The following is a 24964-nucleotide window of genomic DNA, read 5'->3' on the forward strand; positions in this document are numbered from 1 at the left end:
CCCAAGCAAGTATTTATTTTATCAGACAAATTTCTCCTCTGTAACCAATGTTGTCCACTTGCCGAATGCCTGAGAATCCATGCTTGGGACATAGCCGAGATCCTTATACCCTAATTTCTTAAGCAATTCGATACTAGCTATATTCTGGCATTCTGTAAAACTAATAAACTCCCACTCCGGAGCCATCTTATGAAGATACTCATGCAAAACGGTCAGAGCCTCAAAAGCATATCCTTGTCGATGATATTTATAAGAAAAAGTATATCCTAAGGAAATTGTCTTATCCTTTGGTTTAACAATTATTTCACCAATCATTTCGTTTGTTTCTTTTAGGGCTACTGCAATCATACAAGGCGAATCGATTGATATTTCATCATTTTTTCTACGTTCAATTAGATTTAGAATTTCTTCAAAGTCTTTTGCCTGGCCTCTCTGATATTTGGCACATATTTCGTTATTTCTGTAATCAAACATTGCATGTACATCATTTTGCGATACATTGCGCAGATGTAATCTTTTCGTGTCAATGGAAATCATCTATTTACCCTCCATAATTCAAGCTTTCGCTGACTTATAACGCATAACGCTTTGTAATCCCGCATAGAAACATATGAAAGTCTTTCCTTTTTATGTTGCAAGTTTATAATCGTAAACCTTGTGTTTGATTTACAATAATAGACCTGTATTGTCAAGAAAATCCTGTGTATAAGTTTTCTATATTTTATCCGTACAATATTTGAAGCTTGCTGATAAAATCCTCAATAATAAAGCGTGAATTGATCGATGTGTATACTCTGATCTGCGGACTGTTCTCCGGATAGCGATAAGAGGTATCCTCCTGTACCTCCGGTGCTTTGCAGTACATAAAGCTGCCGCAATTTGGTTCCAGGGTCACTCCTACCGCCGGGGAGTCTCCAAGCGACCAGCTCTCTCCCGCCGACCACGAGGCGTTTTCTGTTTCATAAAATGATATAAGATTTTTGTACAATAATCTGCCGATCTCGCCATAAGGAGCGATCCGTCGTTGTATTTCTCCAAAACCAATATGCATGGTTCCGTAAACATTGTTGGGAATCAGCCATATATCTCCTCCACAGTGAAGCACTGTATTGGCCGCCTCCACATCATTTCCAAAATTAAATTCCCATCCCGGCTTCTCACAACCAATGGGATTGCCTCCAATGCATACTACTGTCATTCTATCCACAATTTCGGACTTTGCCCGGATGGCTTCCGCCACATTTGTAACTGCCCCAATACATAAAACAAACAACGGCTTGTCGTCCTCCTTCATGGTCTCCTCGATGATAAACTGCGCCGCCTCTGTCATGGGTTCCCCCTGATGCTCTGACATTTTGCCGGTCTGTCCCCGAAGCACCGGCACATCTGCCCCCATTGCCTCTGTTACACGACAGATCATCTCATAGCTCTGTTCCATGCTTCCCTCTGCCACAAAATGTTCCGCACATATTCCCTTGACCTCAAGCATTTTACTCATCAATGCCTGTGCGATTGCAAAAGGATCATCCGCCTCACAGGCGGCATCCGTATCAATGATCACTCGTCTTTTACGGTATTCCTGCACATGATAATGCAGGGAAGCTTTTCTCTGTTCCAGTGTAATTTTACCTGATGACATTTCCTACTCCTTTATCATTTTGCCCATGTTGTTTTATCCCGTTCTCCCTGATAATCCAAAAGTCCGTCGTTTTTCTCCGCCAACGCTTTGATCATATGATAGGTGTATTCATTATAAGGAGTTGGGATTCCAAGCTCTTCTCCCATGCGCATCATTTCTTTCAATAAATTGGAAATGGATTTCCCTCTACAAAGGAATCAACACAATTATTACATCCAAATCTTTTTTTAATTTTTTCGCTGTTGCATACAATCAAATTTTTATTTTTGCACAACCTTTTATATTTTTTCCAAATCCAAAATAGAAACATAATGCAATATATCAAATTCTTCCGGCAGTGATTGCATATATTTCCAATGTTCCTGCTCCCATTTCTGAATCTCACTTTCCTTCAGCCCACTCGCTCCAATTCCTCGACAAGCTTTCATCCTTCCATGCCATGCTTCTCTTGTAAAATGTACTGGCAAATCATATGTTAGCATATTTGCAGCCTTAAACATACTTTCGCACCAAGGTGGCTCTTGCAATTCATATCTTGTCATTCTTCCACCAGTCCATGCAGGATTATATTTCAAAACAAGATTTTCGCTTGTTTTGGCAATCTCACTCTCTTCTGGTAGCCATGCCATAAATAAAATTGAAAAATGACCATAATCCTTTAACATATGATGAAGTTTAGGCAAAACAACCGATTTATCAAAATACATAAAACATTGACACGCTGTAATCACATCAAATGTTTTATCTAGAAAATCAACATCCTCTGCCGATGCAATAATATAATCAATGTTCATCCCCGCATTTTTGCTAAGTTTCTCTGCATATAAAATCTGATTCTCCGAAATATCTGCCCCTGTCCATTTTGCTCCGTAGGAATACATATTTCTTGGAAGCACACCCGTCCCTGTTCCCAGATCCAGTGCATTTTGGTCCTTAATTCCTAACGATAATTCCGCTAATTTTGCATAAAATTCTTTTGGATAAATATCACGGTACTTTGCATAGTCTTCAGAGGTTTTCCCCCAGTCAAATGCTCTTCCATGATCAATGTTTTTATTGATTATTTCCATAACGTTTCGTCTCCCATGTAAAACCTAACTTTTCTGTAACATTTTGGTTTTATCATACTCAATCACTCGATGGATCAAATAGATGGTTTCCGTAAAACTGGAAGTTGTCAATAGCGTTTAACAGAATTAAGATTCTTTTTATTCCTTTATTCTGCCTTATTAAGATGCCACAAATCAAGAATACTTCTCAATTTGTGGCACTAATTCATTAAACAAAATGTGCTATAATCGAATGTCTTTCTTCAACTATATTAAACCTAAATGTTTTTCGACACAAGTTAATGTACTCTCAACTGTACTATCCACAGTTCTCTCTATCCAAAAGAAAGAACTGCTTTTAATCTCCTCTATGCGATTTACATTGAGTTCATATAAGGTAATATTCACAGTTTGTTTGGCTTTTTCTATATCAGTCGCTGAATTTAAGTACTGAAAAAATCCCTGATGATCTGGTCGATTACCATATTCATCAACAAGATTAGATGGGTCTTTTATGAGAAAAACAACTCTCGCTGGTTCAGAAAAAGCGAGTGCCTGAGCAACTGTAAGATGACAATCGCACAAAACTTTCTTATTTTCTGATAAACGAATCAAATCAAGAAGAACAAACTCTAACTGTTCACGAGTATTATTCAACAGCCAATTCTTATATTCTTCAACCGTTCTTCCAAAAAATTCATCTGCACTGTTAAAATACGTATTCATCGCAGGCTGAAATAATGGGTTCGACATTTTTTTGTGCTCGTCGAATCTCTCATCAACATCAAATAGTTCAAATCCATACTTTTCCGCCAATGCACGTGAAACGGTTGTCTTTCCTCCACAAGGTGTTCCCGTTATAAAATAAACATTTTTTAAGTACTCTTTGATTGCATTATCTTGAAATATCATTGCACAATCTCCTTTATTAAATAGTTTTTCGGGTTCTGCCTATACATAAAACTATTTAACATAGTTCTATGAACTCAGATATTTCTTAATTTTAAGAACATCATCATATTCATTTTACCTCCAACTTCCGATTTGTACATATTCTATCACACATTCATCTTTCCCACAATCACTTGTTTTTCACCTATCCACTGAGGAAACTAATATTCGGATACTATATCTTGTTCTTTCCGCTCTCTTATTATACATCATCTGGTATAACACAGATTGCTTTCCTCAATGCACCTTCAAAATCCCCCCTATAAATAGATGCAATCCCTCACCAGAAACAACCACATCACAAGTAATCACTTACCACTGCTTCTGTTCACCCCGTCAAAAGATATATTCATTCGTACATTTTCCATTGCATCTCTGTTTTCCTACAGCAATGTAAGCATTGCTGTTTACACCAGAACCACATCTCTGTGCAACCTTGCATCAAAGATGTGAAGTTTGATTCCTCAATGGGATTCATTATAGTTCAGCTTTGTAAGACAATAATCCTCAATGGGATCAAGAAAATTTTGTCCATTGAGGATTACATGTGTAAGTCAAGCTGTTACTTAGTCTTTTTTATGAAATCTTGAATAATAGTTAGAACAGTTTCAGAAAAATATATATTTCCTCCATGTTCGTCCCAATCCTTTATCTCATAATACTCCACGCTGTGATTTTTCTCTTCCAATTTTTCATATAAAGTTCTGCTATTTTCAACAGAAACAACGGGATCGTTTATACAATGAAACATCAATACAGGTGGCAATACTATATCCTCACTAATTAAAGATGTACATGATGCTTTATATGCAATTTCTTCATTTCCCTCAATACTATCAATTCCCAAAAGAACTGTTGAGGGGCGAACAGACATCCAAGGTGGTAATGGCTCATTGGAACAAATCAAAATATCAGAGGATGCACTCTCTAAAATAACTCCTTTTACATTCGGCATTTCAATCATTCCACAAGCGTTATGTAACACTGCCATCATAGCTAAATGCCCCCCTGAAGAATGTCCCATAAGGTAAGCTTCTTTTATATCAAACGGAAGGTTAAATTTTGTTATTTTTTCTACAACGCACTCCATCGCATTTTTAATATCCTCTATCTGCGCTGGAAAAATTGCAATATCAGACTCACGAACCTCAATTGATACAATTGCAGCCCCCTTTTTCGCTAACTCTACGAGTTTTGGAATATCATTATACATTTCTTGTTTGTGCCATGCTGCACCAGTAATATAAAAAATAACTGGATATTTCTTTTCAAGTCCTTTTTTACTATATGGCATAATAACTTGCAAATGGCGTTTACAATTTCCATAATCAAAATATTCCCAATTTGGGGAATACAGCCATTCCAAATCATCAAATTTAACTGCTATTTCTTTCTTCATTATGTTCTCCTATATACTTTCACTATACTGCTATTTCAATTTTTAATTCACTGCATACTCTCTTTTACTATTTATTAACCCCAAATATTATAACCAAGTTTCCATTTCTCCTGAATCACCAAATCCAAATTTTTCATATAAATGTCGTCCTGCTGATGATGGCTTTAGTTTTATATTGTGTACCCCCTTATTTTGCAACCATTTAATCAGCTCCTCCATTATCTTTGAAGCATAACCACTTCTCCTCTTTTCCGGTACACAATATACATCAATTATATAGCCATACATTGGAGTTTTAAAAAAGCAAAATGGAACATCTTCTTTGATCACAGCACCTCCGCACGCAATAACGGTATCATTTTCATATATTAAATAATGACAACCTTTCCCATCCTGATATAGTTCTTTATATTTCTCGTATATCTTTTTTTCAGCATTATCCTGTAATAAAGATATTGAACCTACTTCTATAAACATTTCCATTTTCATTTTAATTACGACATCTAAATCTTTGATTTTAGCTTTTTTTATTTTCATCCCCATTTACACCTCCTATTTGCATTACTTTTGTCATTCTACCATCAATACCATATTCTAACAACTCACCCATTTCTTTCTGATTACATTTTCTTCATCATAGCCGAATCATAAATGCCAATTCTTCCTCTTTTAAGCCAAAAAAAGGATGCCTCTTTCAAAAAGCACCCTCCTGTAAAACATAAATATTCTGTTAGTTGTCTTTTGAACTTGAGACTATAAAAATCAAATTTTATTCTTGTGGTTATATTCTCTATGTTAATTTAAAAGTTTCCAATATTTCTATTCCGCAATATAGTAAGCCAGTTCAAGAGCAATATCAAAGTGTCCTGCGTCATGCTGTGTATGCTTGACTTGATCTTTCTTCATCCGTTCATCCCATTTAGGTGCATCTAACAAATCACCACAAGTAAAAAAGAAGTAGGCATTAAGTTTTCTATAATCACATACAGCTTGAACAGCGCTGCATTCCATTTCGACAGAAATGCAGCCATCGGCTTTACGTTTTTCAAAATTCGCTCTCGTTTCTCTATGTACTGCATCTGTTGTCCATGTTTTTCCTTTCACATAAGGCAAACCAACTGTTTCCATAAACTTCGCTACTACATCTGCATTTTGGATTTTAATATAATCTGAAGCAGGTGCATAATGATATGAAGTTCCTTCATCACGGTAAGCCTCAGTAGGCACCATAACCTTTCCACGTGCAATCTCTTTATTCAAGCATCCCGAACCGCCAAAAACAACATATTTATCTGTGTTAATAATCGACATAGTATCTTCTATATCTGCCACACATGCCGGTGCTCCAACATAAGACATATATACAGCAAAATACCTATTCTTATACTCAAATCCATAAACAGGATTCACTCCATTAGATGAAAATATATCGCCAATTTTTTTACACTCAAAATTTTCTAAAACATATTTTAAAATCACATGAGAAAATGTAAGAATACAGGCATCTACCTTAACCGCATTATCGTTACGATTAACCTTAATTATTTCTTCCGATAAATTATCAAATGTATCTGTTATCATTTTTTAACCTCCAAGCCAGCAAATATTTATATTAATGCTTATTGTATCATATATTTGTCCGTTGAGCATTACATATATATAATAATCTTATACATTATTTTTGTTGACTGATAATCCATTGCAATATATCCTCTGCTCCTATTTTACCAGAGGCTGAATCAAGCATCCCATCATCACGAATACCATTACTACCGCCAGTAGTCTCAATCAGCCTTTTATGAAGTAAAATGACCTGCCCTTTGCTTAATCTTATCATTTGGCAAGTACCTCATAAGCTTCCATATTCTGCTTAATAAGGCGTTCTGATATAGCAAACACGTCCTCCGTGGATGCGATTTAAAATAAACCCATATAACCAATCAAGAAAATTAGTAATAGGAAGAATATTATCCATTCATACAATTTTAGTTTTATTTTTTCCATTAATTATCGCCCCACGAATTCAAAGTTTCTGTTCCCTAAAATTTGTTTATCGGGATTTCCCAAATCGCCAAACAACGATTTACCAAACTCTCATCTCAGTTACAAAACAGAATTTTATAAAAAACCTCTTTTCTGTGCCTCTTCTATCAATTTGGGCTGAATCAATGGATAGGTCCAATCATCCACTAACTCATCTGTAAAAATAATTTTTTCTATTTCACTGTGAATTTCTTCAAACAAAAAAATATCCGCAACATATAACATTCCGTAGGATTCATCGTTTTCATTTTTATTTACTCTAGTCTTCCCTTTGACAGAATATACGCAAATAGGCTTAATATTAAAATCAATTGCTCCCGTTTCTTCTCTTAGTTCGCGCTTTGCAGTGTCTAGGATCAATTCTCCTTCTTCTCTATGCCCGCCCGGTATTTCATAAGTATCTCTTTCTTTATGTTTACAAAACACCCATTTTCCATCAGCCTTAGAAATAATTACAGCAAATTTTAATAAACTGTCATCTACCTCATCATAAAAATTAACTTCCGGCATTTTCTCCTCCATAAATTCAAATAAGTCTCAACAACAAGGAAATTTACAATTTCTTTATAGGATGTCTAATAACCGTTTTCCATTTCTCTGGAGTAACCTTTCTCGCATCAGACAGATATATTTCATGGTGTAATCTTTCTGCATTCATATCATTAACATATCCATTCTGTTCTAAATACGCATCCATAAGCGCAACAGTCGCAGGTTCATCATCAAATGCTCCTAAATGCATAATCTGAACACACACACCTTCCTCAATAGTCATAAACTCTGCCGATGAACAATCCAACTTTTTCTTATTTGTCGCGGTTTCAACTGCCCATTCGAAATCTTCTTTCGTTATGAAATCAGGCAATCGTATAACGGAAATCCAGTTAAATGTAGACTTATCCGTATAATCTACACCATCTGTATTTTCTTGCCACCAGAAGCCCTCAAGTGGTGGAACTACATATTCAAAAAATCCTTTGATTTTGTAATCTGTTTTATAACTCATTTTCAGAGTATACGCAACAGCATATAACACACTTATTGCCTGCTGATATGCTCCACCTTCGTCATTTGGATCACCTTTTCCTCTAACTGCAATATAATTTGCTTTAGGAACAATTACAATCTCTGGTTTATTTTTAGGCATATAAAATTCTTTGTATTCTTTCTTAAAATCAAAAGCCATTGCTACCTCCGTAAATTTCGATTTTCTTAATTCAACAAACTGGAATTGAGATTTCACCTGTTTTAAGAGATTTAATAACTGTTATATTTTGTTATTAAATTCTCCACAAGCCCTTGAAAACACTGGATTTATCGCAGGTGAGCTTTTCCTTATTGTTTCCCTTGTGTTATATCGTCCCATCAGTGTTTACGAACTCTGATAAGGGCAAATACAAGGGCAAGAAAAATCTATAAAACAGTATAACACAAAATAAAAGTGACATGGTGAACTGATTGAAATGCTTCTGATTTTTGTAACTGATAATTGATTGAATGATAAGGAGAGATAAGATACGATGAGAACAATATTTGCAGAATACAATCCACAGCGCAATAGTATTGATGTTTACAGCTCTGCTGGCTATATGCTCCGCATTGATTGCTGGGAAGCTGAAAAGAATTTAAAAACTACACCCGGATCAGACTGTGCATTAAACGCACTTGCTATTGATGAACCACTTGAATATGTACGATTATATTTGGACGGGAATATGCAGATGTGGGTAGATGCAGAAGATTCATTAGAACTATGGTGATTTTTTGACGGTGTGAAATTTTTTCTGTAAATTCAGATCTTCTATGATAATTGATGCGGCTTAACAGCAGTTTTCTGTTGTTAAGCCGTTGCTTATTTAATAGCAAAAATAAGCCGGTATGTCAAGAGCACCCAGAAAATCTGAACGTACATTTACTCTTGATCATCCGGCTTATTTTCAACAGCACTAAGATTACCTTTTTTAATATTGTTTGGGATACTCCCTCCATAACAGTCACAGCAATTTTATACTTTACTTCGATTTCAATCTTTTCTGGTGGATTGACTAAAAGCCTGTCAATATCATTTTCCTCAACACCAGCCATTTTTGCTATCGTTAGCTTGGATATGCCATAATAGGAAACAAGCACTTCCAACTAATGCATTGATTTGATATTTTCCTTTTACCGAACCCTCTTATGCCTTAATATCAAAACTTGATCTATCAGGTGCAGAAATACTCACAGATTCTGCTACAAGGCTCTGTGTCATACTTTTTACATCATTACCAGTTACGGATAAGGTATAATCACCCGTTTCTTTTCCTTCTGCCGATTTTTCTGCACGTTTCTTTGCAGCTTTTTCTTCCTCTGCTTTTTTAGCAGCTCTTTTTTCTTTTACCTTTTCCTCTTTTTCTCTGTTCTCTTTTGCTTTTCGTTCAGCATTCTCTTTCGCTATTTTCCCATCTGGATCATTTGTACCAGATATTGCCACCGAAATATTTCCGTTTTCATCAACCTTATAACTCAGATTTGTCAAAGTGCCCAAACATCCATTCACCGCACTTTTTGCACAATCTGGAATGGCTGCTAAGTTTTCCTCCAGATACTTTGCTTTTTCCGGATCATTCATACACTTCTGTAAAAATGCACTTGAAACGGATACTGTTGTCGGAACCCCTTGCATTGAAGTCGTTCCCGTATTCATATAATGGTATTTTCCTTGCAAGTATTTTGAATAATCATTTACATTGCTATACCCCGTCTTAATCTGCTCTGTTTTTGTCACACCGGGACGTGATGTTTTTAATTCAACTGTACTTGTTGTCACGTTGCCGTCTTTTGTATTTGTACTATCCTTTTCACTATCTGTTTTTTTAACAGTATTCTTGTAATTTGAAGCATAATACAATGTGCAACTGCTGTTATTGATACCTGTAATTGCCATAATCCTACCTCCCTGTTATTGAAACTTAAAATAATTTCTAATATATTGAACGACTTGGATATTTAATTTCCGTTGATGTAAATTCATCTTCTGCCGAAACATTGATATGCCCACTGCTGTCAATAGCATACTCTTTACCATAAACGGAAAACGTATCTCCTTCTTTATACCCGATTTCTATCCAGTTTATATCATTTAACTGTTTTATCTTGGCGTCAACATTTATGGTCTTTCCTGATTCCTGCAATAAATAAGTGTGTTTTCCTGCTCCCGTATCTATAGAAAAGAATCCCGGAGAAATCCCGACTTTCTCACAGACTGACAGTACTTCCTCATTACTGTAGAGATAACCCCACACACTCTTTCCCTGTGCCAGATCAGATAAAATATTACTTGCTTTGCGCATTTCCCACTTATAATTTGTCCCTTTTTGATTTGTATTCTCTGCAAGCAACGATTCCGAGGCTGCCCAGCCTATCCTTCCATTGTTGACCGTCCATGTATATTTACCGCCACTTGATGTTGTCCATGAATAATAACTTTTATTACTTAATACCAAAGAATTATTTGCAGCACAAATGCCTGACATGGTGCTTGTATTCATTTTCGGTACTGCATAATTAGGTACTACCTGTCTGCTCCCATTAAGGTCAAAGGAAATAACCCCGTACTCCTTAAAATCAGAATTATATCCACAGGAAACATTCTCCCCAAAATTGATTGCATCCAAAATAGCACTTGAATTATTATAGTTTGCAAAATAATAAGCCAATTCACTGTTAGAAATATTCGCATTTTTATCTATCAGTGCAGCTATTGATTGCTTTGAAAAGCCTCGTGCAGCATCAGAAATACTTAAACTGTCCTGTTTTTTATTATTTCCTGCTCCAAGCAACATCTGTATTGCTTTTTGGTGTATTCCTGCCTCTGCCTGCTTTGAATATGTCAACAGCTGGTTTACTGTGTTTACATCTGTTACTGTCTTCATAGCTAGTCTCCAAACCCTTTTTCAACATTAAACGCCAAACATATGCTGCAATTTGTCCAGCATATTATTTACTCTGCCTTCAACAGCTTCTGGCTGATTCCTTAATTCATACCTGCTTCCATAGTAATCATTTAAACGGTCTTTCATCTCATTACAAAATAATTTTTGATCTGTTTTACCATTTAAAAACTGATTGCAGATACCACTTATCTCATTCTTCTCATTGGTATAAAAAGCTGTCTCATCTGAGATTATTTCCGACTTGTACTTATAAGATTCTGTTTTGCTTCCAATTCCAACAACCATGTAATCTGGTGTCATTCTCTCCATGATGGAATTACGTGCCGAATCATTAAAATGAACATATTCGTCAATCATGTCTGAAAAACCAGCTTGAAATTGCTCTGGAACATACATTTCATTTACTTTCCTTAGCCCAGCTTCACTTGCACTTAACAAAAATACAGATTCATAAGAAGTTCCTCTATATCCCTCCTGAGCATTCAAAGAATCTACATCTGCTGTCATTGCATTAATCTTCTCTTTTAAATCTTTCATTTCATCTTCTGTCAAATATTCAGAAGCATTTTCGTCCAGCCATTTTTCAAAAACCTCTGACTGATTTTCCGAACAGCCTTCAAACGCACTTTGTTCTCCAGAAATGGAAGTTGCTTTCAAATCTAATTTGAATAAATTTTCACATTTATATTCTGCTGGTATCTCTCTTATTGCTCCATTAATAGATGAAAAATGCATTGTATGAAAATCCGATACCTTATTACGAGCAGTCTCAACTAACTTTCTTGCTGAATCACTGATTTTCACATCATCCTCCGAAATAATATTCTGAGGAACAGTTGTTTTCTTCTCGACCTTATTTTTTATCATCTCAGGATTATTAATATACCTATTTCCTTGAACTTTCATAGCAACCTCCCTAAGTTAGTCCACACTTTCTATACTTCTTTATCTATCTTGCTCGATGTCAAAGAAGAATCCGTCTTAGAGTACGTACCATTATTTGTATAGGTTGCACTCGCCCGGTTTGCAGCATTCGATATACCAGTTGCTTTCTGCGATATTTTGCTTACAAAAGAATTATATCCTGTAAAGACCGTTTTCAGCGAACTGATATCTGCCTGCTTTAAAGCATCCTCATCTAATTCCAACTTGTTTCCTTTTCCTATGGTAATACCTATTTTGGCAAGCATATTACTGTTTTTGTCTGTCATTCCAGTCATCCATGAAGCATTTCGCAATACATCCTTTGTATTAGATTCTCCGGCTTCCTTAACTACATCATTATAATCTTCAACAAAAGATTTTACTGCCTTGGTAATTTTATCCCAGTCATAATCCTCTACCTCAATCTCTTCCCCCGTTTTTTCATCTTTCTTTTTTATTTTCTTTTTTTCCCAAAGAGATGAGTCATTCAAAGCATCTGCTGATTTTTTCAGAGAATCCGCACTTGTTTTCATCAAGGTAAGTTTTTGTGAAGTATCACCTTTTCCCGATAATTTTTCAGCATCCTGTTTTGCATAATATGCTTTCATAAGTTTTCCATAGCTTCCATTTTTGATTGCAGCATAATCAGAAAGCATATTTGTATTGCCTACTGATGAACTATCTGACGTTCCACTAAACAACGCTGAAAAATCTACATTGCTGTTATATTTACTTGTATAATCACTAAAACTTTTGATTTCTGACATAACACCAGCCTCCTTTCCGAACTATAAACGTATATCGATCGGTGTATATACTACCGACTGTCCACTTTCTGATGCTGGATTTTTTATTGTTTCTGCTGTTTCTGTTTTGACATCTGCATTCTCTGATGCATCTGTTGCCGTATCTGCATTTTCCTGTGTATTCTCTGCTTTCTGCGTTTGATCCTTCTTTGTTTCTGCTGCATCTGTACGGTTGTCTGCCTTTGCTGCTTCTTCTACTGATTTATTTGCATCTGCAAGTGTAGACATCTGTGCTGCTGTCGCAGACTGTGCCTTTGCCTGCAGCTCTGCCAGTTCTTCTTCCTTCTTCTCAGTATTTCCTTTTCCGGCATCCTGTTTGATTTCAGATTCAAGCACACCGGCTCTTCCTTCCATCTGTGTTGCCATACTACCCTGCACTTTTGCTCGCTTCATAGATGAATCTGCGGAAATCATTGCCCGCATACCTGCCTGTGACAAGCCTGTTCCTTTCTTTGCAGATGTATTTTTTGTACCAGCCACCATATCATCCATAGATGATTTTTTACTCTGCTGTTCCTTTCTCTGTTCAATCTGGTGCTGTCTTAACTGTTGATTGAGATTTGTAATTTCCTGTTGTATCTCCTGACGTTTCTTCATCTTATCCTCTAATGACAGTTCTTCATTTGATGATAAGTCCTGCAATTTCTGCTGTGCATTTGCAATCTGATTCTGAATATTTTTACTTACAGAATCATTCCCCTGTGTCATTCCCATTGTTCCTGTCTGCGTATTTGTCCCACTAAATCCATTGATCCTCATCGTATTGTCCTCCTTGAGTTTAAATTCTGAAATCCGTTTCCTTAAAAATCTGTACAACATGATTTCTCTTTACTGATTCTTTCGGCATATCTTTCTTTACAATAAACAGCGATGTTGTGAACCGCCCTTTTTTTGTTGTGAAGCAAATAAAAAACACTAAATATTCTGATGTTTCACAGATTACTTAGTGCTTTTTGTCCTTATTCTACCTGTAACATAATACTTAGAACCACTTCCTGATTCTCCTGTTCTAAAGATATATCTCCCATATACATCCTTGCAACCCTCCGGATATTATGCAGTCCAATTCCATGCTCCTTCCCGAATTTAGTTGTTTCCGGCAGATCACTGTCCTTATAATTTAACTCTCCCTCATATCTGTTCTTTATGGTTATCATAAAAATACTGTTTTTCCGAAAAGAAGAGAGACTGATATAAGGATTTTCTCCACTTACATTTTCCATGCAATTATTCAGTGCATTGTTTAAGATCACGCTTAAATCAAATGCATTTAGTTTCGTATCCCCCGGATAATGAAAATCTGATATAAAACGAATCTGCTTTTCCTTTGCTTCTCTTAACTTTTCCATCAGAATCACATCAATGACAGGACTCCCCGTTTTTATCTCAGGAGATATTTCATTCCACTCCTTTTTCAAATGCTCCATATATTCTGCTGCATCATCCATATGATTTTCTGCCACAAGATGTTCCAGCATCTGTATATGATTCCCCATGTCATGACGCAGGCTGCGGATATCCTGATACAGCTTTTCCACTTCCCCGATATGCTTTTTCATGTCACTGACCTGATTTAACACCAGCTCCTGCCCTGTCTGTTCTTCCTGTGCCACCTTCCAGTTTTGAAACATCGTAGTCATAACAAGAATTGCTATGATAGAAATAAAATAATGTACAAAGCTTAAAGCTCCATAAAATCCATAGGTATCTGTCAGGCTCTTTCCTGTATCTTTTTCATAAATATTCAAATAATATTGTAGAATGCCATACCCTGTAACTCCCACGAGAGAAGGTATGATAAGCATTACCAGCTCTTTGACGCTCATTTCATCATTTTTGTATACATATGCTTTATTGATCAGACCAATTGCAACTGCAAGGAAAACGATACAAAGCACAATATCCAGAATTCTCGTTCCAGCATAAAGTACATATTGCAGCCATTGTCTTCCTGCAATCGTATTTCCAAAAACCAGAGCTTTTGTGATAAAATCATCCATTCTGCCTGCCATTGCAACCGCAAGCCAACGGATAGAAAAAAATGTCACTGCAAGAAATATTTTCTGATAAATGTTTCTTCTGTCCTGTACATACATCACAAGAAATGCAGCCACAACTCCCAGCATATATGCAGAAAAATTGCCAATCTGCTGCGGTATCAGATACAGCACAGACATAATTCCAATATAAACAATACTGACCAGAGCAGCTTCCCTTTTCTTTTTCATATATGGATATACAAAAACACCAAAACAGATTCCTGTAATAATCAAAATTGCAATAACAGAAAACTTCGATGTGATCATCCAGCATCTTTCCACTAAACTCATCTGACTTCATTTCCTTTCCTCTGGTTATACTTCAGATATTGCTTCACAAACTCCGGATAATTCTGTTTTGCAATCAATGCAGTTCCATTTTTCATAGTTACACAAGTTGCATCATATTTTTCTACATATTTAAAATGCACAAGATAGGCTCTGTGTGTCCGGAAAAAATCTGTTCCTGCCATATCACTTAATTCCTGTAATTTACCATAGTATTCAATATCCGTACTTCGTGTATGGATAATAACTTTCCGATTATACACCTCGGCATACACAATATCACGCAGAAAAATCTTTATATGACTTCCGGCGGTCTGTACCATAATATACCTTTCGTCTTTTTCAAGTCTGGAACTCCTTTTTATGTTATGGACTGCCTTTGTCACAACCTCTTTCAATTTCTCATCGGAAAATGGCTTAACAAGATAATGAAATGCTCCGACATCAAATGCCTGAAAAACATACTCCTCTGCTGCTGTCACAAAAATGAGTATCATATCCTCATTGTCCTGACGAAGCATCTTTGCCGTTTCCATCCCATCCTTTCCCGGCATCTGAATATCCAGAAAAAGAATATCCGGCTTACTGCCACTTGCGATCAGTTCATTACCCGATAAATATTTCTCTATAACCGCATCTGGCAATAACTTTTTTATTTTTTCCTCCAGTATCTGAACCATAGATACTTCATCATCACAGATAGCAATTCGCATATTGTCACTTCCTTTTTGTCTGATAAATATATTTATTATATCGGACGAACAGATTATATCTGCCACAGTTGTTGTGAAATGACCTTTTTTTGTTGTGAAAAGGGCAGCAAACCATTATTGGTTCACTGCCCTGTCTTCTAATCATGTCTGCAATATTAAAGGAATGAAACAAACTCATTCATTGGTATACGCTGGGATTCATGTCTATTTGCATCTGCTTTCTCCTCCGTATATCCAAGCGCCAATATATTGATTGGTTCAAGTCCCAACGGAAGATGAAATTTCGAAAAGAATCCCAGCTATCACAGACAAAATGCTTGCCCAACAGTTACGCGAGCTTGAAAGTGATAACTTAATCATCAAAAAAATATATCCTGTAATTCCTCCCAAAACAGAATACAACTTAAGCGAGTTAGGCAAAACACTGATTCCTTTATTGGACTCTATGTGCGAATGGGGACAACAATTTATGGAGGATCATTAGCTAAATGCTCCCGCACATTCCAGCCCTTTCGCTCACTTATTCCCAACATTGAAGATATCAGTAAACCACCATTTCTTATCTTTCCCTTTAACTGTTCCGGTGTCTTCACATTAATACCTCCATATAGGATCTTACTTTATCTTCAATTTTAAACAACTTTGAATATTTCAAAAGTTTTCTAGGATTACTCTTTCCCTTAAAATATTCTTTGATTGCCTGACTGTATAACTGCATTTCTATCTTATCTTTATTTCGGATAAGATCACATATACATCGTTCTTTATCATAAAGGGACACATTTCCTCCTTATCCGTATATTCATTTGTTTTCCAAAAATAATCATTGGATACTTTACTATTTTCTACTGCTATATGTTTATCCGTGGGTAAACCTTTTTTCTTAAATTCATACCCTACAAGCTGCGTCTGCATTCCTACTGTATGGGTTTTTATCGTCTTTTCATTCTCCTTGCGTACAATATTTATTTTATGCTCTGGCTTCAAAAGAAGGTCTATCCTGATCCAAATAATCCGGCATCTCTCTCAATTCTGAACTTCCATTCTCTTTTACGAAATTATATTCGCTCCAATAAATAGAATAAAATTCATCTTTTTTTGCAAGTTCCGCTGGTGTCATCTCATAGCCCCAGCCATTTCCGAGATTAGATAATACCGTTACTCCCTGATACTGAATTTCAGCACCATAACCACCAGTAGTTAGAATTGGACAATTCAATGTTCCTCCTCCCGCCATTGCAAACTTCTTTTCAGCAAAATTACTGCTTTTTCCTTCTGCCTTCTCCAAAAAATCCAATAATGATAATTCTCCACATCCTTTGCATTTCGAATTGCCAGTTTGTTTTTTTATAGTATTTTTAGCCTGTTCATATAATTGCTTTCTATCAGGTGCAACATCTGATAGATATTCTGCCCGTAACCCAAGAACCTGTCTGGAAATATATTCGTACTCTGTCTTATTTGCTGTCGTAGCTGCTCGTCGTGCCAGTTCTTTAATTTCACTAACAAATTCCGCATGCGTTTTTGAACTTTTCCCTTTTGTTGGAATATAAGACCAATTCGGTTCTCCGTTACTGCATGAGGAAATTAATTGCTCTTTTCCAACAGTTCCTATACCTAACAATGATATACCCATTAACTCAACTCCTTATGTGACACTTCATAATCACCAAATATGTCATTAATTCTTGTTTCATATGCATACCACCGTGTAAATACAGACATATTTCCCAAGAAATTTTTAACTTTAGAAGTGTCTTCTGACTTCGGATAATAATCTTCCATTAAATCCCAGACATTACAAATTTCCCCTTCCGATCCGGTGCGTAACGTCTGAAACGGAACCTTTAAATCGTAATTATTCTCTCCGATTGTTATTTTCAGATTTCCATTAAATTTATTGTCCTCTGTAAAAGACGTTACCTGTTCCTTGAAAAACATCTTAAAATTCTCAGGCGGTATCGCTGATTCCTTTGCCAGACTGCTCCTGCCAGCCTGATTTCTAAATTCAAAATTCCATGTGCTGTTAAAATAAAAACCACCGTCTAATGTAAGGCTGAAATTTGCTTCGATTTTATCACATTCAATTTCACCTAATTTCCATTTATCAGTCATCTGCTGGACAGATTCCCTCAATGCCGCATTGGTTTCATTGCATTGATAGTAATAATCTGAATTATAATAAGTCCAGTCACTGTGGCTATCAGAATAGTATTTCTCATTCAATGATTTTCCTTCCTGATAGTTCGCCTGACTTGCTGCCCTTGCATTTTCTTTTGCAAATACCTCATACATCTCACTTACGATTTGTGTATTATCTGCTTCATTGGTTCCGGATGTCTGATGCTGACTTGTCCGATAGGTACGCATGGAAGTACAACATTCCTCAAAATAGGAAATAAGTTCATCCCTGTCACTACATTAAATTTTTGATAACAGTCACATACATATACCAGTGGTTCTGCCATACATTGCTCATTCCCATATAAGACACATTATTAAATCACACATTTTACGCTTTCATATCGAAGTTGCCTTGTGATATTATGTCTTCGTTTATACTGCCAGCCTTTTCTTCACTATTTAATGCTTTTCTCGCCTCACTAAATGCCTCATAATATGTCATTTTTAATGCTGAATGAACCTGTGACTCTGCTTTTGTTTCTTTTTCCTGCCAGCCTACTCCCCCTGTATAGGTCAAAACTTCTTCGCCATCTTCATTGTATACATGAATTGCCGAGCCTGTCCCTGTTCCCTGATATTTTGCCTCATAAGGTATTCCAAACAGCATACAGAGCCATTTTTTGTCTGCTTCCTCAACTTCTTTCATTGCTGACATATTACCTGAATTCATTGATTGACTAAACTTTCCAATTAAAGCAGCTCTATTCGGGGCTACTTTGCTTACTTCCGTCTTCCTCAAATTCATAAATGCATTTCCCATATATACATTGTCCTGTGCATCTTTTTTTGCCAGATCAACAATCTTCTCTTTTAAAGAATCCGTTAATTTCCATTTGTTTTTTTCAGAAGATTTAGAAACATTTTTATTCGATGTGTTCCACACTTTTGCTGTGCTATAATTATTTGATATTTCCATTTAATTGAATCACCTCTCTGTTCTGTCATTTATGTAATCATACAATTCCTTATATGACAGATCTCAAACTCTTTGAAATACAATGCTTCCCCGCATTTTCTATATCGTCATATTGATATTATTACTTTACTATCCACATTTACTATCCGCCACACCCTTCGGGAGTGGCAAAAATTTTTATAGTAGCATTTACACAAAACACATCTTATCTCCAAAGCATATTTTTGTCCCGACATATTTTGCTCTCTTTTGTCCAATTACACAACTATCGCAGATATAATCACAAGGCATTCCTTTACATAAACAATTAGTAAAAATCAAATTTGTCTCTCGGTTAAACACACCAGCTTACTGAAAGTTTCTTTTTCTTGATAAATGGGGATTAGTTTTCCTTTTTTCCAATCAGCAATAACCACCTATGGTCAAAGCATATTTGTCCCTCCTTGATATAGGGATTAAAACCTGTTTTATCTCCACCATTCAAATCGTATTCCATTTTATCAATAATATCTTTTTGAATATCCTCTGGTGTACTTGTCAAATCCATCCAACTTTGTAGATTTACAGGAACAAGTGTTGTTTCTTCAAGCTGAAGCTCAAAAGCATCCTCAAACAATGCTTCAAATTCTTCTCTGCTAAGTATTCTTGTATGTGAGTTATCACGCATCGTTTCAATAGCGTCATTAGTTTCACGCAATTCTTCTGTAGTCGCTACCATATCCCAAATAACAAGTTTTCCACTTTTTTTCAAAACTCGTTGCATCTCCCGAAAAGGCTTTTCAGGCTCAACAAAATGGTGCAATGAAAGTCTTGTAATCACAAGGTCAAATGTTTCATCTTCAAAAGGTAAGCATTCCGCATTCCCCGATACAAATGATATGTTCTGAATACCTTCTTGCTTTGCCAGTTTTTTTCCCTGCTCCAACATTGCTTCTGTCAAATCCAAACAAGTAATGTCCTTAACATAAGGAGCCACTGCTCTTCCACATATACAGGTTCCAGCAGCAACCTCCAATGCATGTTCATTGCCCTTTGCCTGAATACTACGAATCAAATAATCGGTATATTCTGCCTTAGACATATGATATGAAGCAAATTTCTCTGCTTGTGTACCAAATGATTTTTTCACTTCATTATAGTTATTCATAAACTTTTACCTCGCTGTAAACTTCAAATTTTCATGTGTTCGACAAACTTGAATTTAGCGATTTCTTTTTCCGGTATTCTCTGTCCCACGGATTTCCTCATGATAGAAATAATCTACGATCACCGGATGTCCCTGCGGGACTCTGCCATAAGGCATTTCATTATCCACAAAGGCACAATCATACTTCTTAGCCATTTTCTCAGCTTTTACTTCAAGTGCTTCAAAGTAGCTGCGGTTATGCTTGTTATAGATCTCGTCGTAAAGTGGTACAAGATCAGGATATTTTCCGGCGATATAATTCATAATTGTCTTTTTGAAACCGCCTCGAAGATTGAGATTTTCGAGCCAGAACAGATCGCACTGATCCTTTACCCGCTCAAAGATTGCTTCAAAATCCGTGATACCGGGAAATACCGGGGATACGAAACAGACTGTACGGATACCTGCCTCATATATCTGCTTCATAGCAGCGATACGGTGCTCAATGCTCGAAGCAGAGTCCATATCGTTCTTGAAATTTTCATCTAGTGTGTTGATCGACCATGAAACGGTTACACGTCCAAGCTTCTTCAGTAAATCAATATCTCGTACCACAAGATCCGACTTTGTGCAGATCAGAATATCTGCGTCACTGCCGATCAGCTGCTCCAGAAGTTTTCTGGTATTCCCGAATTGCTCCTCCTGTGGATTGTAGCCATCTGTCACAGAACCGATGACCACCCGCTGTCCGGCATATTTCTTCGGATTTTTAATTTCCGTCCAATGCTTCACATCAAGGAAAGTGCCCCATTTCTCCTTGTGCCCAGTAAAGCGCTTCATAAAAGAAGCATAGCAATACTTGCAGGCATGTGTGCAGCCCACATAGGGATTGACCGAGTAACCGCCTACCGGCAGATTAGACTTAGTCATGATGTTCTTTGTTTCCACCTCACGAATGAGGATTCCATTTATTACTTCTTCCATGATTTCTGTACCTCTAACACTTCATTAAATTCTTCCGGCATTTCCTGAATCATATTTTCATCCCCTATGATAGGGACAAGGTCTTCCTTCATAAACACCGGAATGCCGAGCTTATGTGCCTGGTTCGTCAGAGACCATGCCCATTCCGGCTCCGTATGAATCTTCCTGCTTTGAGCTCCGGTCATGGTGCCCACAACGATCCAATTGATTCCGGAAAGGTCAACTGTGCCGGGATCGTCGAATAACGGCTCAAAGGTAACATGGTAATGTTTTGCTCTGACGTTTTTCCGAAGGGCGTCGATACGCCACAGTTCTGCTTTCCTCGTCACCGTAACGCCAAACCATGCGTTTTCCAGATCGGTATCAAAATCCAGCAAATCAGGTCGCTTGGTAAGGAACAGGAACTGATGCTGTGGATTTTCACGGATCTTTGCAAATACCTCGTCTCTCCATTCCGGCATCCATCCGGAGAGATCGCTCATCCCGGTAAGAAGAAAGTTCTGCGGACGTTTCTTTTCCATCATCTTGAGCTTACCCGGAAAGAATTCAGGGTAAGCGAAGTCATCAATCATATGCCAGCGTTTCACGTTGTTGCGGGCATAACAATATGTACACCCCACTGTGCAGCCAATGACGATATTCATATTCTGAATCTGATTTTTGATACAAATACTCATGACTTCTGCCACTCCTCAAGATTCTTTCTGATGCGGTCGAGACATTTCTCAAACCGGGTAATTTCTTCCTCTGAAAAACCTTTGTAGTAAATACTGCCCATCTCATCAGATACAGAATCGTACTCGCCCTTTAAGGCATGTGCTTTCTCAGTCAGAAACAGGAGTGTTTTCCTTTTGTCCGTTTCAGACTGAACACGGCTTATCAGCCCTTGATTTTCCATTCTTTCCAGCATCGTAGTAAGAGATGTTATCGCTAATCCGCATTTAGTCGAGAGTGACCTGATTGAGATACCATCCTCTTGCCACAGCACATAAAGAATACGTCCCTGGGCTCCATTAAACGCATCAATATTCTTTTCACTGAGAATCTTCTCAAAAATCCGGTCTCCAAGCTGTTTTATTTTTGTGACAAGAAATCCTCCATTCATTTCCATACAAAAGCTCCTATATAGTAGTTTATTAAAAACATACTATATAGGAGCTTTATTGTCAAGAGTTTATATGTCTTAATAGGTAAATTCCGTTTTTTTCAATTCTCCAAATTGGAAGTTATAGTGCAATCTTTTTCCATTTTCTAATCTTGGTTCTAAAGGTTCCGAACGGAGCAACTGTATTAACATGTATGAATTTGTATACTTCCCAGACAGCTGTTTTAGTTGCTTCGTCAGCCCATTTTCTCATATGTGGTTTAAATAATTCTTCATCACTCAGAGAATCAATCATTGCATAAATAGAGTTGATATTCTCATTCAATCTGTCTTTCAATTCTTGCAGTGACAGCTGAGCATATGTATCTGTAAACCATTGATATAATTCGCCAAGCTGATTCCACTTAAAATTATCCGAAGGAGTATTGACAGGAATACCCTTTCTTTCGTCTGATTCCCATTTAATAACAAGAGTTGTCCAGCCAACCTGATAAGCAAGATTTTCTGCCGGAGTTCGATCGACCTCATCAATTCTCTTATCTTTTAAATGCTCCGGAATATCATTAAATTCTGAAATATACTTTGCAAAGCTTTTATTTATCTCGTTTTTAAGCTCGTCTTTATTCTCATATGTTCTCAATAGTCTATCTCCTCAGCTTCCGATTTTCCAGTTTCAAAAAAAGGATTTTTCAAATTAGTCTTTGCAAATAACCCTTGAACCTTCACCATCAATTACAATTCCCTGATGGTTGTTAATAGGGCATAGATTCAAATCCGAAAACTCAGTCATTATTTTCTCGGTAACTTTCTTAAATGGTGCTGTAAGATAATGCGGAAGAACATAGAAATCAATCAAATCAAGCCCTGCATCATCTTCTTGTGAGTAGTCCTCCGGCTTTTCATCCATTTGCTCGATATATTGGATGCTTGGAGCGCATATAATTGCGCCTGCCGACTCGCCGATCATCAATTTTCCATTTACCAATTCCTTTTTCAGCAACCCATCAGTTCTTGTTTTACGGAGTTGGTCCATAAGAAAGAAAGAATTTCCGCCGGTAAAATATATCACATCTGCATCTTCAAAAACAGACTGTATCGTTGAATAAGCCTCCGTTGAAATATCAATTTCAGTTACGATTGCTCCCAACTTTTTGAATAATTTTCGAGCCGAGCCGACATAACCGGTGTAGCCTTCACGCAACGAAGCTGTTGGAATAAATGCGACTTTCTTATTTTCAATTTCTTCTTTTATCAGACTTCCTACACTTGAAAAGTGCGAACATAAAAATAGTTTCATCAATATTCTCCTTTATAAATTCCGATTGAGATTTCACCTGTTTTAAGAGATTTAATAACTGTTATATCTTGTTATTAAGTTCTCCGCAAACCCTTGAAAACACTGGATTTATCGCAGGTGAGCTTTCCCTTATTGTTTCCCTTGTGTTATATCGTCCCGTCAGTGTTTACGAACTCTGATAAGGGCAAATACAAGGGCAAGAAAAATCTATAAAACAGTATAACACAAAATAAAAGTGACATGGTGAACTGATTGAAATGCTTCTGATTTTTGTAACAAATGACTGATTGAATGATAAGGAGATTCTATACGATGAGAACAATATTTGCAGAATACAATCCACATAGAAACAGCATTGATATTTATACTTCTGCTGGTTATATGCTCCGCATTGACTGTTGGGAAGCTGAAAAGGATTTAAAAACCACACCCGGATCAGACTGTGCATTGAACGCACTTGCCATTGATGAGCCACTTGAATATGTAAGATTGTATCTTGATGGAACGATGCAGATGTGGGTAGATGCAGAAGATTCGTTAGAACTATGGTGATTTTTTTCAACAACACTGAGGTTACTTTTTTCAATATCATTTATTGAGAATAGTCATTTTACCGTGCATATATATTCAATATCTTTTTATCTATTATAATGAAATCAAGGGCTGGTCTAATGCCAGCCCTACAAAAATGAAAATTCACATAGAAAATAAATTTACAATTTTTCCGATATTATCAACAAATACAAACATAATTTATATTATCGTATCTATTGATATGTATTTCAAAGAGTTACCAGAAGTTTTGAAAAGTTTTCAACTTCTTCCCTTGTGTTATTATCTAAATCTCCTAATTTTATACTGATACATCAATAGAATTGCGAACTAACCTATTACCATTTTTGACAAGAGTAGATTCCACTGATTCTCTTGTGACATTATCAAGAATGCTTGTATCAAACTTTTGTCCCGGTTTCCAATTTGGATTAGCTGATTTCACTGCTGCATACATAGCAGCTCTATACTGTCCTTCGTATTGCTCTAAAGTCCATGTGCCACTTAAACGTTTGTCTTTGCTTACACTTAACTGATAATCTTTGAAAATATCTGAACGCTTAGTTGTATCACCATTTGAAATACCGTTTTCCTGAATAAATTCCCTCTTCACATTATCAAACATCTTTTGACGATATTCCTCAGATACACTCGTGAGTTGCTGCCACGATGTACCCTTGCCGGTAACATCCATTCCTGCCACCCCATTTGCATTTAGCAAATCACCATCCGAATCAAATTGCTTCATCAGATTCTTAATAATGGTATCTCTTCCTCCGAATGTTTCATATATCATTCTTTCTTCTGGTGACATCATGGCTTCATTTTGCATAACACCAGATAACCAGCCTTTTTCTTTCAAAGCCTTATATTGTTTGCTATTTGTATTGATGCCATTATAAGTATTGCCTAATCCACTAACATTCATCGACATATAAAAACCTCCCTGTAAATACATTCAAAATCCGTTTAAAATTAACTTAATGCTATATAGTATATATCGTCATAAATCTC

The 24964-nt window shown here is 36.6% G+C and carries 31 protein-coding genes and 1 pseudogene; 3 read left to right on the forward strand and 29 right to left on the reverse strand.

Translation table 11 applies throughout. The annotated features are described in order from the left end of the window. Positions 1-21: 21 nt before the first annotated feature. The 11 genes and pseudogenes from H8700_RS04205 to H8700_RS04255 all read right to left on the reverse strand — a co-directional run bounded on the left by H8700_RS04205 (position 22) and on the right by H8700_RS04255 (position 8267). Positions 22-537, reverse strand: a complete 516-nt coding sequence (locus H8700_RS04205; RefSeq protein WP_249303495.1) for a GNAT family N-acetyltransferase — start codon at positions 535-537, stop codon at positions 22-24. Positions 538-721: 184 nt separating this feature from the next. After that, positions 722-1639 (reverse strand): nucleoside hydrolase, encoded by a 918-nt coding sequence (locus H8700_RS04210; RefSeq protein ID WP_249303507.1) that lies wholly within the window; start codon positions 1637-1639, stop codon positions 722-724. A 14-nt stretch (positions 1640-1653) separates the two neighbouring features. Beyond that, positions 1654-1794: pseudogene (locus H8700_RS04215) on the reverse strand (ketopantoate reductase family protein); the annotation flags it as partial. 123 nt (positions 1795-1917) lie between these two features. Then, the gene (locus H8700_RS04220) at positions 1918-2709 is read right to left on the reverse strand and encodes a class I SAM-dependent methyltransferase (protein ID WP_249303517.1); all 792 of its coding nucleotides are present in this window, start codon (positions 2707-2709) and stop codon (positions 1918-1920) included. A 246-nt stretch (positions 2710-2955) separates the two neighbouring features. Beyond that, positions 2956-3600, reverse strand: coding sequence for an AAA family ATPase (locus H8700_RS04225; protein ID WP_249303528.1), 645 nt, complete (start codon positions 3598-3600; stop codon positions 2956-2958). Between the two features lie 601 nt (positions 3601-4201). Next, the gene (locus H8700_RS04230) at positions 4202-5038 is read right to left on the reverse strand and encodes an alpha/beta hydrolase fold domain-containing protein (RefSeq protein WP_249303539.1); all 837 of its coding nucleotides are present in this window, start codon (positions 5036-5038) and stop codon (positions 4202-4204) included. A gap of 87 nt (positions 5039-5125) precedes the next feature. Continuing rightward, positions 5126-5581, reverse strand: coding sequence for a GNAT family N-acetyltransferase (locus tag H8700_RS04235; protein ID WP_249303562.1), 456 nt, complete (start codon positions 5579-5581; stop codon positions 5126-5128). A gap of 276 nt (positions 5582-5857) precedes the next feature. Further along, positions 5858-6619, reverse strand: coding sequence for a nucleoside phosphorylase (locus H8700_RS04240; protein WP_249303572.1), 762 nt, complete (start codon positions 6617-6619; stop codon positions 5858-5860). Positions 6620-6713: 94 nt separating this feature from the next. After that, entirely contained in the window at positions 6714-6875 is a 162-nt protein-coding gene (locus H8700_RS04245) for a Fic family protein (RefSeq protein ID WP_249303583.1), read from the reverse strand. Positions 6876-7156: 281 nt separating this feature from the next. Next, positions 7157-7591: an NUDIX hydrolase gene (locus tag H8700_RS04250; protein ID WP_249303592.1), complete on the reverse strand. Its 435-nt coding sequence runs from the start codon at positions 7589-7591 to the stop codon at positions 7157-7159. A 43-nt stretch (positions 7592-7634) separates the two neighbouring features. After that, complete coding sequence (locus H8700_RS04255) at positions 7635-8267, reverse strand: GyrI-like domain-containing protein (RefSeq protein WP_249303608.1); 633 nt, start codon at positions 8265-8267, stop codon at positions 7635-7637. 334 nt (positions 8268-8601) lie between these two features. Here H8700_RS04255 and H8700_RS04260 point away from each other — a divergent pair, with 334 nt between their 5' ends. Beyond that, positions 8602-8841 (forward strand): DUF6061 family protein, encoded by a 240-nt coding sequence (locus tag H8700_RS04260; protein ID WP_118282254.1) that lies wholly within the window; start codon positions 8602-8604, stop codon positions 8839-8841. A 121-nt stretch (positions 8842-8962) separates the two neighbouring features. Here the strand turns inward: H8700_RS04260 and H8700_RS12405 are convergent, their stop codons facing one another. From H8700_RS12405 to H8700_RS04295, 8 genes are all read right to left on the reverse strand, one after another. Next, on the reverse strand, positions 8963-9211 hold the full coding sequence (locus H8700_RS12405; protein ID WP_334294467.1) for an HTH domain-containing protein: 249 nt from the start codon (positions 9209-9211) through the stop codon (positions 8963-8965). 46 nt (positions 9212-9257) lie between these two features. Next, positions 9258-10007, reverse strand: coding sequence for a DUF6033 family protein (locus H8700_RS04265; protein ID WP_249303615.1), 750 nt, complete (start codon positions 10005-10007; stop codon positions 9258-9260). A gap of 37 nt (positions 10008-10044) precedes the next feature. Then, positions 10045-10995, reverse strand: coding sequence for a hypothetical protein (locus tag H8700_RS04270; RefSeq protein WP_249303623.1), 951 nt, complete (start codon positions 10993-10995; stop codon positions 10045-10047). Positions 10996-11022: 27 nt separating this feature from the next. Continuing rightward, entirely contained in the window at positions 11023-11922 is a 900-nt protein-coding gene (locus H8700_RS04275) for a hypothetical protein (RefSeq protein WP_118375749.1), read from the reverse strand. A gap of 29 nt (positions 11923-11951) precedes the next feature. Continuing rightward, entirely contained in the window at positions 11952-12707 is a 756-nt protein-coding gene (gene fliD, locus H8700_RS04280) for a flagellar filament capping protein FliD (RefSeq protein ID WP_117465675.1), read from the reverse strand. Between the two features lie 21 nt (positions 12708-12728). Then, positions 12729-13505: a FlxA-like family protein gene (locus tag H8700_RS04285; RefSeq protein WP_249303629.1), complete on the reverse strand. Its 777-nt coding sequence runs from the start codon at positions 13503-13505 to the stop codon at positions 12729-12731. A gap of 200 nt (positions 13506-13705) precedes the next feature. Beyond that, entirely contained in the window at positions 13706-15076 is a 1371-nt protein-coding gene (locus H8700_RS04290; RefSeq protein ID WP_249303631.1) for a GHKL domain-containing protein, read from the reverse strand. Beyond that, on the reverse strand, positions 15073-15786 hold the full coding sequence (locus tag H8700_RS04295) for a LytR/AlgR family response regulator transcription factor (RefSeq protein ID WP_249303633.1): 714 nt from the start codon (positions 15784-15786) through the stop codon (positions 15073-15075). The genes H8700_RS04290 and H8700_RS04295 overlap by 4 nt, the downstream gene beginning before the upstream one ends. A gap of 313 nt (positions 15787-16099) precedes the next feature. Between H8700_RS04295 and H8700_RS04300 the strand changes: the two genes are divergently transcribed. Next, entirely contained in the window at positions 16100-16270 is a 171-nt protein-coding gene (locus tag H8700_RS04300; protein WP_330606291.1) for a winged helix-turn-helix transcriptional regulator, read from the forward strand. Between the two features lie 486 nt (positions 16271-16756). Here H8700_RS04300 and H8700_RS04305 read toward each other — a convergent pair whose 3' ends face one another. The 9 genes from H8700_RS04305 to H8700_RS04345 form a co-directional block, all read right to left on the reverse strand. After that, entirely contained in the window at positions 16757-17422 is a 666-nt protein-coding gene (locus H8700_RS04305) for a hypothetical protein (RefSeq protein WP_249303644.1), read from the reverse strand. Further along, a complete protein-coding gene (locus H8700_RS04310; RefSeq protein ID WP_249303656.1) occupies positions 17422-18156 on the reverse strand; it encodes a hypothetical protein in 735 nt (244 codons plus the stop codon). Before H8700_RS04310 ends, H8700_RS04305 begins: the two co-directional genes overlap by 1 nt. A gap of 142 nt (positions 18157-18298) precedes the next feature. Then, entirely contained in the window at positions 18299-18886 is a 588-nt protein-coding gene (locus H8700_RS04315; protein WP_055231201.1) for a hypothetical protein, read from the reverse strand. Positions 18887-19268: 382 nt separating this feature from the next. Next, the gene (locus H8700_RS04320) at positions 19269-20033 is read right to left on the reverse strand and encodes a class I SAM-dependent methyltransferase (protein ID WP_249303659.1); all 765 of its coding nucleotides are present in this window, start codon (positions 20031-20033) and stop codon (positions 19269-19271) included. Positions 20034-20087: 54 nt separating this feature from the next. Continuing rightward, positions 20088-20996, reverse strand: a complete 909-nt coding sequence (locus H8700_RS04325) for a radical SAM mobile pair protein B (protein ID WP_249303670.1) — start codon at positions 20994-20996, stop codon at positions 20088-20090. Next, a complete protein-coding gene (locus tag H8700_RS04330) occupies positions 20984-21673 on the reverse strand; it encodes a radical SAM mobile pair protein A (protein ID WP_249303680.1) in 690 nt (229 codons plus the stop codon). Before H8700_RS04330 ends, H8700_RS04325 begins: the two co-directional genes overlap by 13 nt. Beyond that, on the reverse strand, positions 21670-22107 hold the full coding sequence (locus H8700_RS04335) for a radical SAM mobile pair system MarR family transcriptional regulator (protein WP_005608550.1): 438 nt from the start codon (positions 22105-22107) through the stop codon (positions 21670-21672). The genes H8700_RS04330 and H8700_RS04335 overlap by 4 nt, the downstream gene beginning before the upstream one ends. Before the next feature lie 115 nt (positions 22108-22222). Beyond that, complete coding sequence (locus H8700_RS04340; RefSeq protein WP_117849504.1) at positions 22223-22741, reverse strand: ClbS/DfsB family four-helix bundle protein; 519 nt, start codon at positions 22739-22741, stop codon at positions 22223-22225. 54 nt (positions 22742-22795) lie between these two features. Beyond that, positions 22796-23398 (reverse strand): Type 1 glutamine amidotransferase-like domain-containing protein, encoded by a 603-nt coding sequence (locus H8700_RS04345; RefSeq protein WP_071144650.1) that lies wholly within the window; start codon positions 23396-23398, stop codon positions 22796-22798. A gap of 312 nt (positions 23399-23710) precedes the next feature. Between H8700_RS04345 and H8700_RS04350 the strand changes: the two genes are divergently transcribed. Next, positions 23711-23950 (forward strand): DUF6061 family protein, encoded by a 240-nt coding sequence (locus H8700_RS04350; protein ID WP_109258176.1) that lies wholly within the window; start codon positions 23711-23713, stop codon positions 23948-23950. Positions 23951-24251: 301 nt separating this feature from the next. On the opposite strand, the gene H8700_RS04355 is transcribed toward H8700_RS04350, so the two are convergent. Beyond that, complete coding sequence (locus H8700_RS04355; protein WP_109258190.1) at positions 24252-24878, reverse strand: DUF3879 family protein; 627 nt, start codon at positions 24876-24878, stop codon at positions 24252-24254. Between the last annotated feature and the right edge of the window lie 86 nt (positions 24879-24964).

Source organism: Jutongia hominis (assembly GCF_014384965.1).
Taxonomy (GTDB): Bacteria; Bacillota; Clostridia; order Lachnospirales; family Lachnospiraceae; genus Butyribacter; species Butyribacter hominis.

Excerpts from the sequence above, each read along its gene's own strand:
- H8700_RS04205 (WP_249303495.1), bottom strand. The coding sequence starts at position 537 with ATGATTTCCATTGACACGAAAAGATTACATCTGCGCAATGTATCGCAA.
- H8700_RS04210 (WP_249303507.1), bottom strand. The coding sequence starts at position 1,639 with ATGTCATCAGGTAAAATTACACTGGAACAGAGAAAAGCTTCCCTGCAT.
- H8700_RS04220 (WP_249303517.1), bottom strand. The coding sequence starts at position 2,709 with ATGGAAATAATCAATAAAAACATTGATCATGGAAGAGCATTTGACTGG.
- H8700_RS04225 (WP_249303528.1), bottom strand. The coding sequence starts at position 3,600 with ATGATATTTCAAGATAATGCAATCAAAGAGTACTTAAAAAATGTTTAT.
- H8700_RS04230 (WP_249303539.1), bottom strand. The coding sequence starts at position 5,038 with ATGAAGAAAGAAATAGCAGTTAAATTTGATGATTTGGAATGGCTGTAT.
- H8700_RS04235 (WP_249303562.1), bottom strand. The coding sequence starts at position 5,581 with ATGGGGATGAAAATAAAAAAAGCTAAAATCAAAGATTTAGATGTCGTA.
- H8700_RS04240 (WP_249303572.1), bottom strand. The coding sequence starts at position 6,619 with ATGATAACAGATACATTTGATAATTTATCGGAAGAAATAATTAAGGTT.
- H8700_RS04245 (WP_249303583.1), bottom strand. The coding sequence starts at position 6,875 with ATGATAAGATTAAGCAAAGGGCAGGTCATTTTACTTCATAAAAGGCTG.
- H8700_RS04250 (WP_249303592.1), bottom strand. The coding sequence starts at position 7,591 with ATGCCGGAAGTTAATTTTTATGATGAGGTAGATGACAGTTTATTAAAA.
- H8700_RS04255 (WP_249303608.1), bottom strand. The coding sequence starts at position 8,267 with ATGGCTTTTGATTTTAAGAAAGAATACAAAGAATTTTATATGCCTAAA.
- H8700_RS04260 (WP_118282254.1), top strand. The coding sequence starts at position 8,602 with ATGAGAACAATATTTGCAGAATACAATCCACAGCGCAATAGTATTGAT.
- H8700_RS04265 (WP_249303615.1), bottom strand. The coding sequence starts at position 10,007 with ATGGCAATTACAGGTATCAATAACAGCAGTTGCACATTGTATTATGCT.
- H8700_RS04270 (WP_249303623.1), bottom strand. The coding sequence starts at position 10,995 with ATGAAGACAGTAACAGATGTAAACACAGTAAACCAGCTGTTGACATAT.
- H8700_RS04275 (WP_118375749.1), bottom strand. The coding sequence starts at position 11,922 with ATGAAAGTTCAAGGAAATAGGTATATTAATAATCCTGAGATGATAAAA.
- fliD (WP_117465675.1), bottom strand. The coding sequence starts at position 12,707 with ATGTCAGAAATCAAAAGTTTTAGTGATTATACAAGTAAATATAACAGC.
- H8700_RS04285 (WP_249303629.1), bottom strand. The coding sequence starts at position 13,505 with ATGAGGATCAATGGATTTAGTGGGACAAATACGCAGACAGGAACAATG.
- H8700_RS04290 (WP_249303631.1), bottom strand. The coding sequence starts at position 15,076 with ATGAGTTTAGTGGAAAGATGCTGGATGATCACATCGAAGTTTTCTGTT.
- H8700_RS04295 (WP_249303633.1), bottom strand. The coding sequence starts at position 15,786 with ATGCGAATTGCTATCTGTGATGATGAAGTATCTATGGTTCAGATACTG.
- H8700_RS04300 (WP_330606291.1), top strand. The coding sequence starts at position 16,100 with ATGCTTGCCCAACAGTTACGCGAGCTTGAAAGTGATAACTTAATCATC.
- H8700_RS04305 (WP_249303644.1), bottom strand. The coding sequence starts at position 17,422 with ATGGGTATATCATTGTTAGGTATAGGAACTGTTGGAAAAGAGCAATTA.
- H8700_RS04310 (WP_249303656.1), bottom strand. The coding sequence starts at position 18,156 with ATGCGTACCTATCGGACAAGTCAGCATCAGACATCCGGAACCAATGAA.
- H8700_RS04315 (WP_055231201.1), bottom strand. The coding sequence starts at position 18,886 with ATGGAAATATCAAATAATTATAGCACAGCAAAAGTGTGGAACACATCG.
- H8700_RS04320 (WP_249303659.1), bottom strand. The coding sequence starts at position 20,033 with ATGAATAACTATAATGAAGTGAAAAAATCATTTGGTACACAAGCAGAG.
- H8700_RS04325 (WP_249303670.1), bottom strand. The coding sequence starts at position 20,996 with ATGGAAGAAGTAATAAATGGAATCCTCATTCGTGAGGTGGAAACAAAG.
- H8700_RS04330 (WP_249303680.1), bottom strand. The coding sequence starts at position 21,673 with ATGAGTATTTGTATCAAAAATCAGATTCAGAATATGAATATCGTCATT.
- H8700_RS04335 (WP_005608550.1), bottom strand. The coding sequence starts at position 22,107 with ATGGAAATGAATGGAGGATTTCTTGTCACAAAAATAAAACAGCTTGGA.
- H8700_RS04345 (WP_071144650.1), bottom strand. The coding sequence starts at position 23,398 with ATGAAACTATTTTTATGTTCGCACTTTTCAAGTGTAGGAAGTCTGATA.
- H8700_RS04350 (WP_109258176.1), top strand. The coding sequence starts at position 23,711 with ATGAGAACAATATTTGCAGAATACAATCCACATAGAAACAGCATTGAT.
- H8700_RS04355 (WP_109258190.1), bottom strand. The coding sequence starts at position 24,878 with ATGAATGTTAGTGGATTAGGCAATACTTATAATGGCATCAATACAAAT.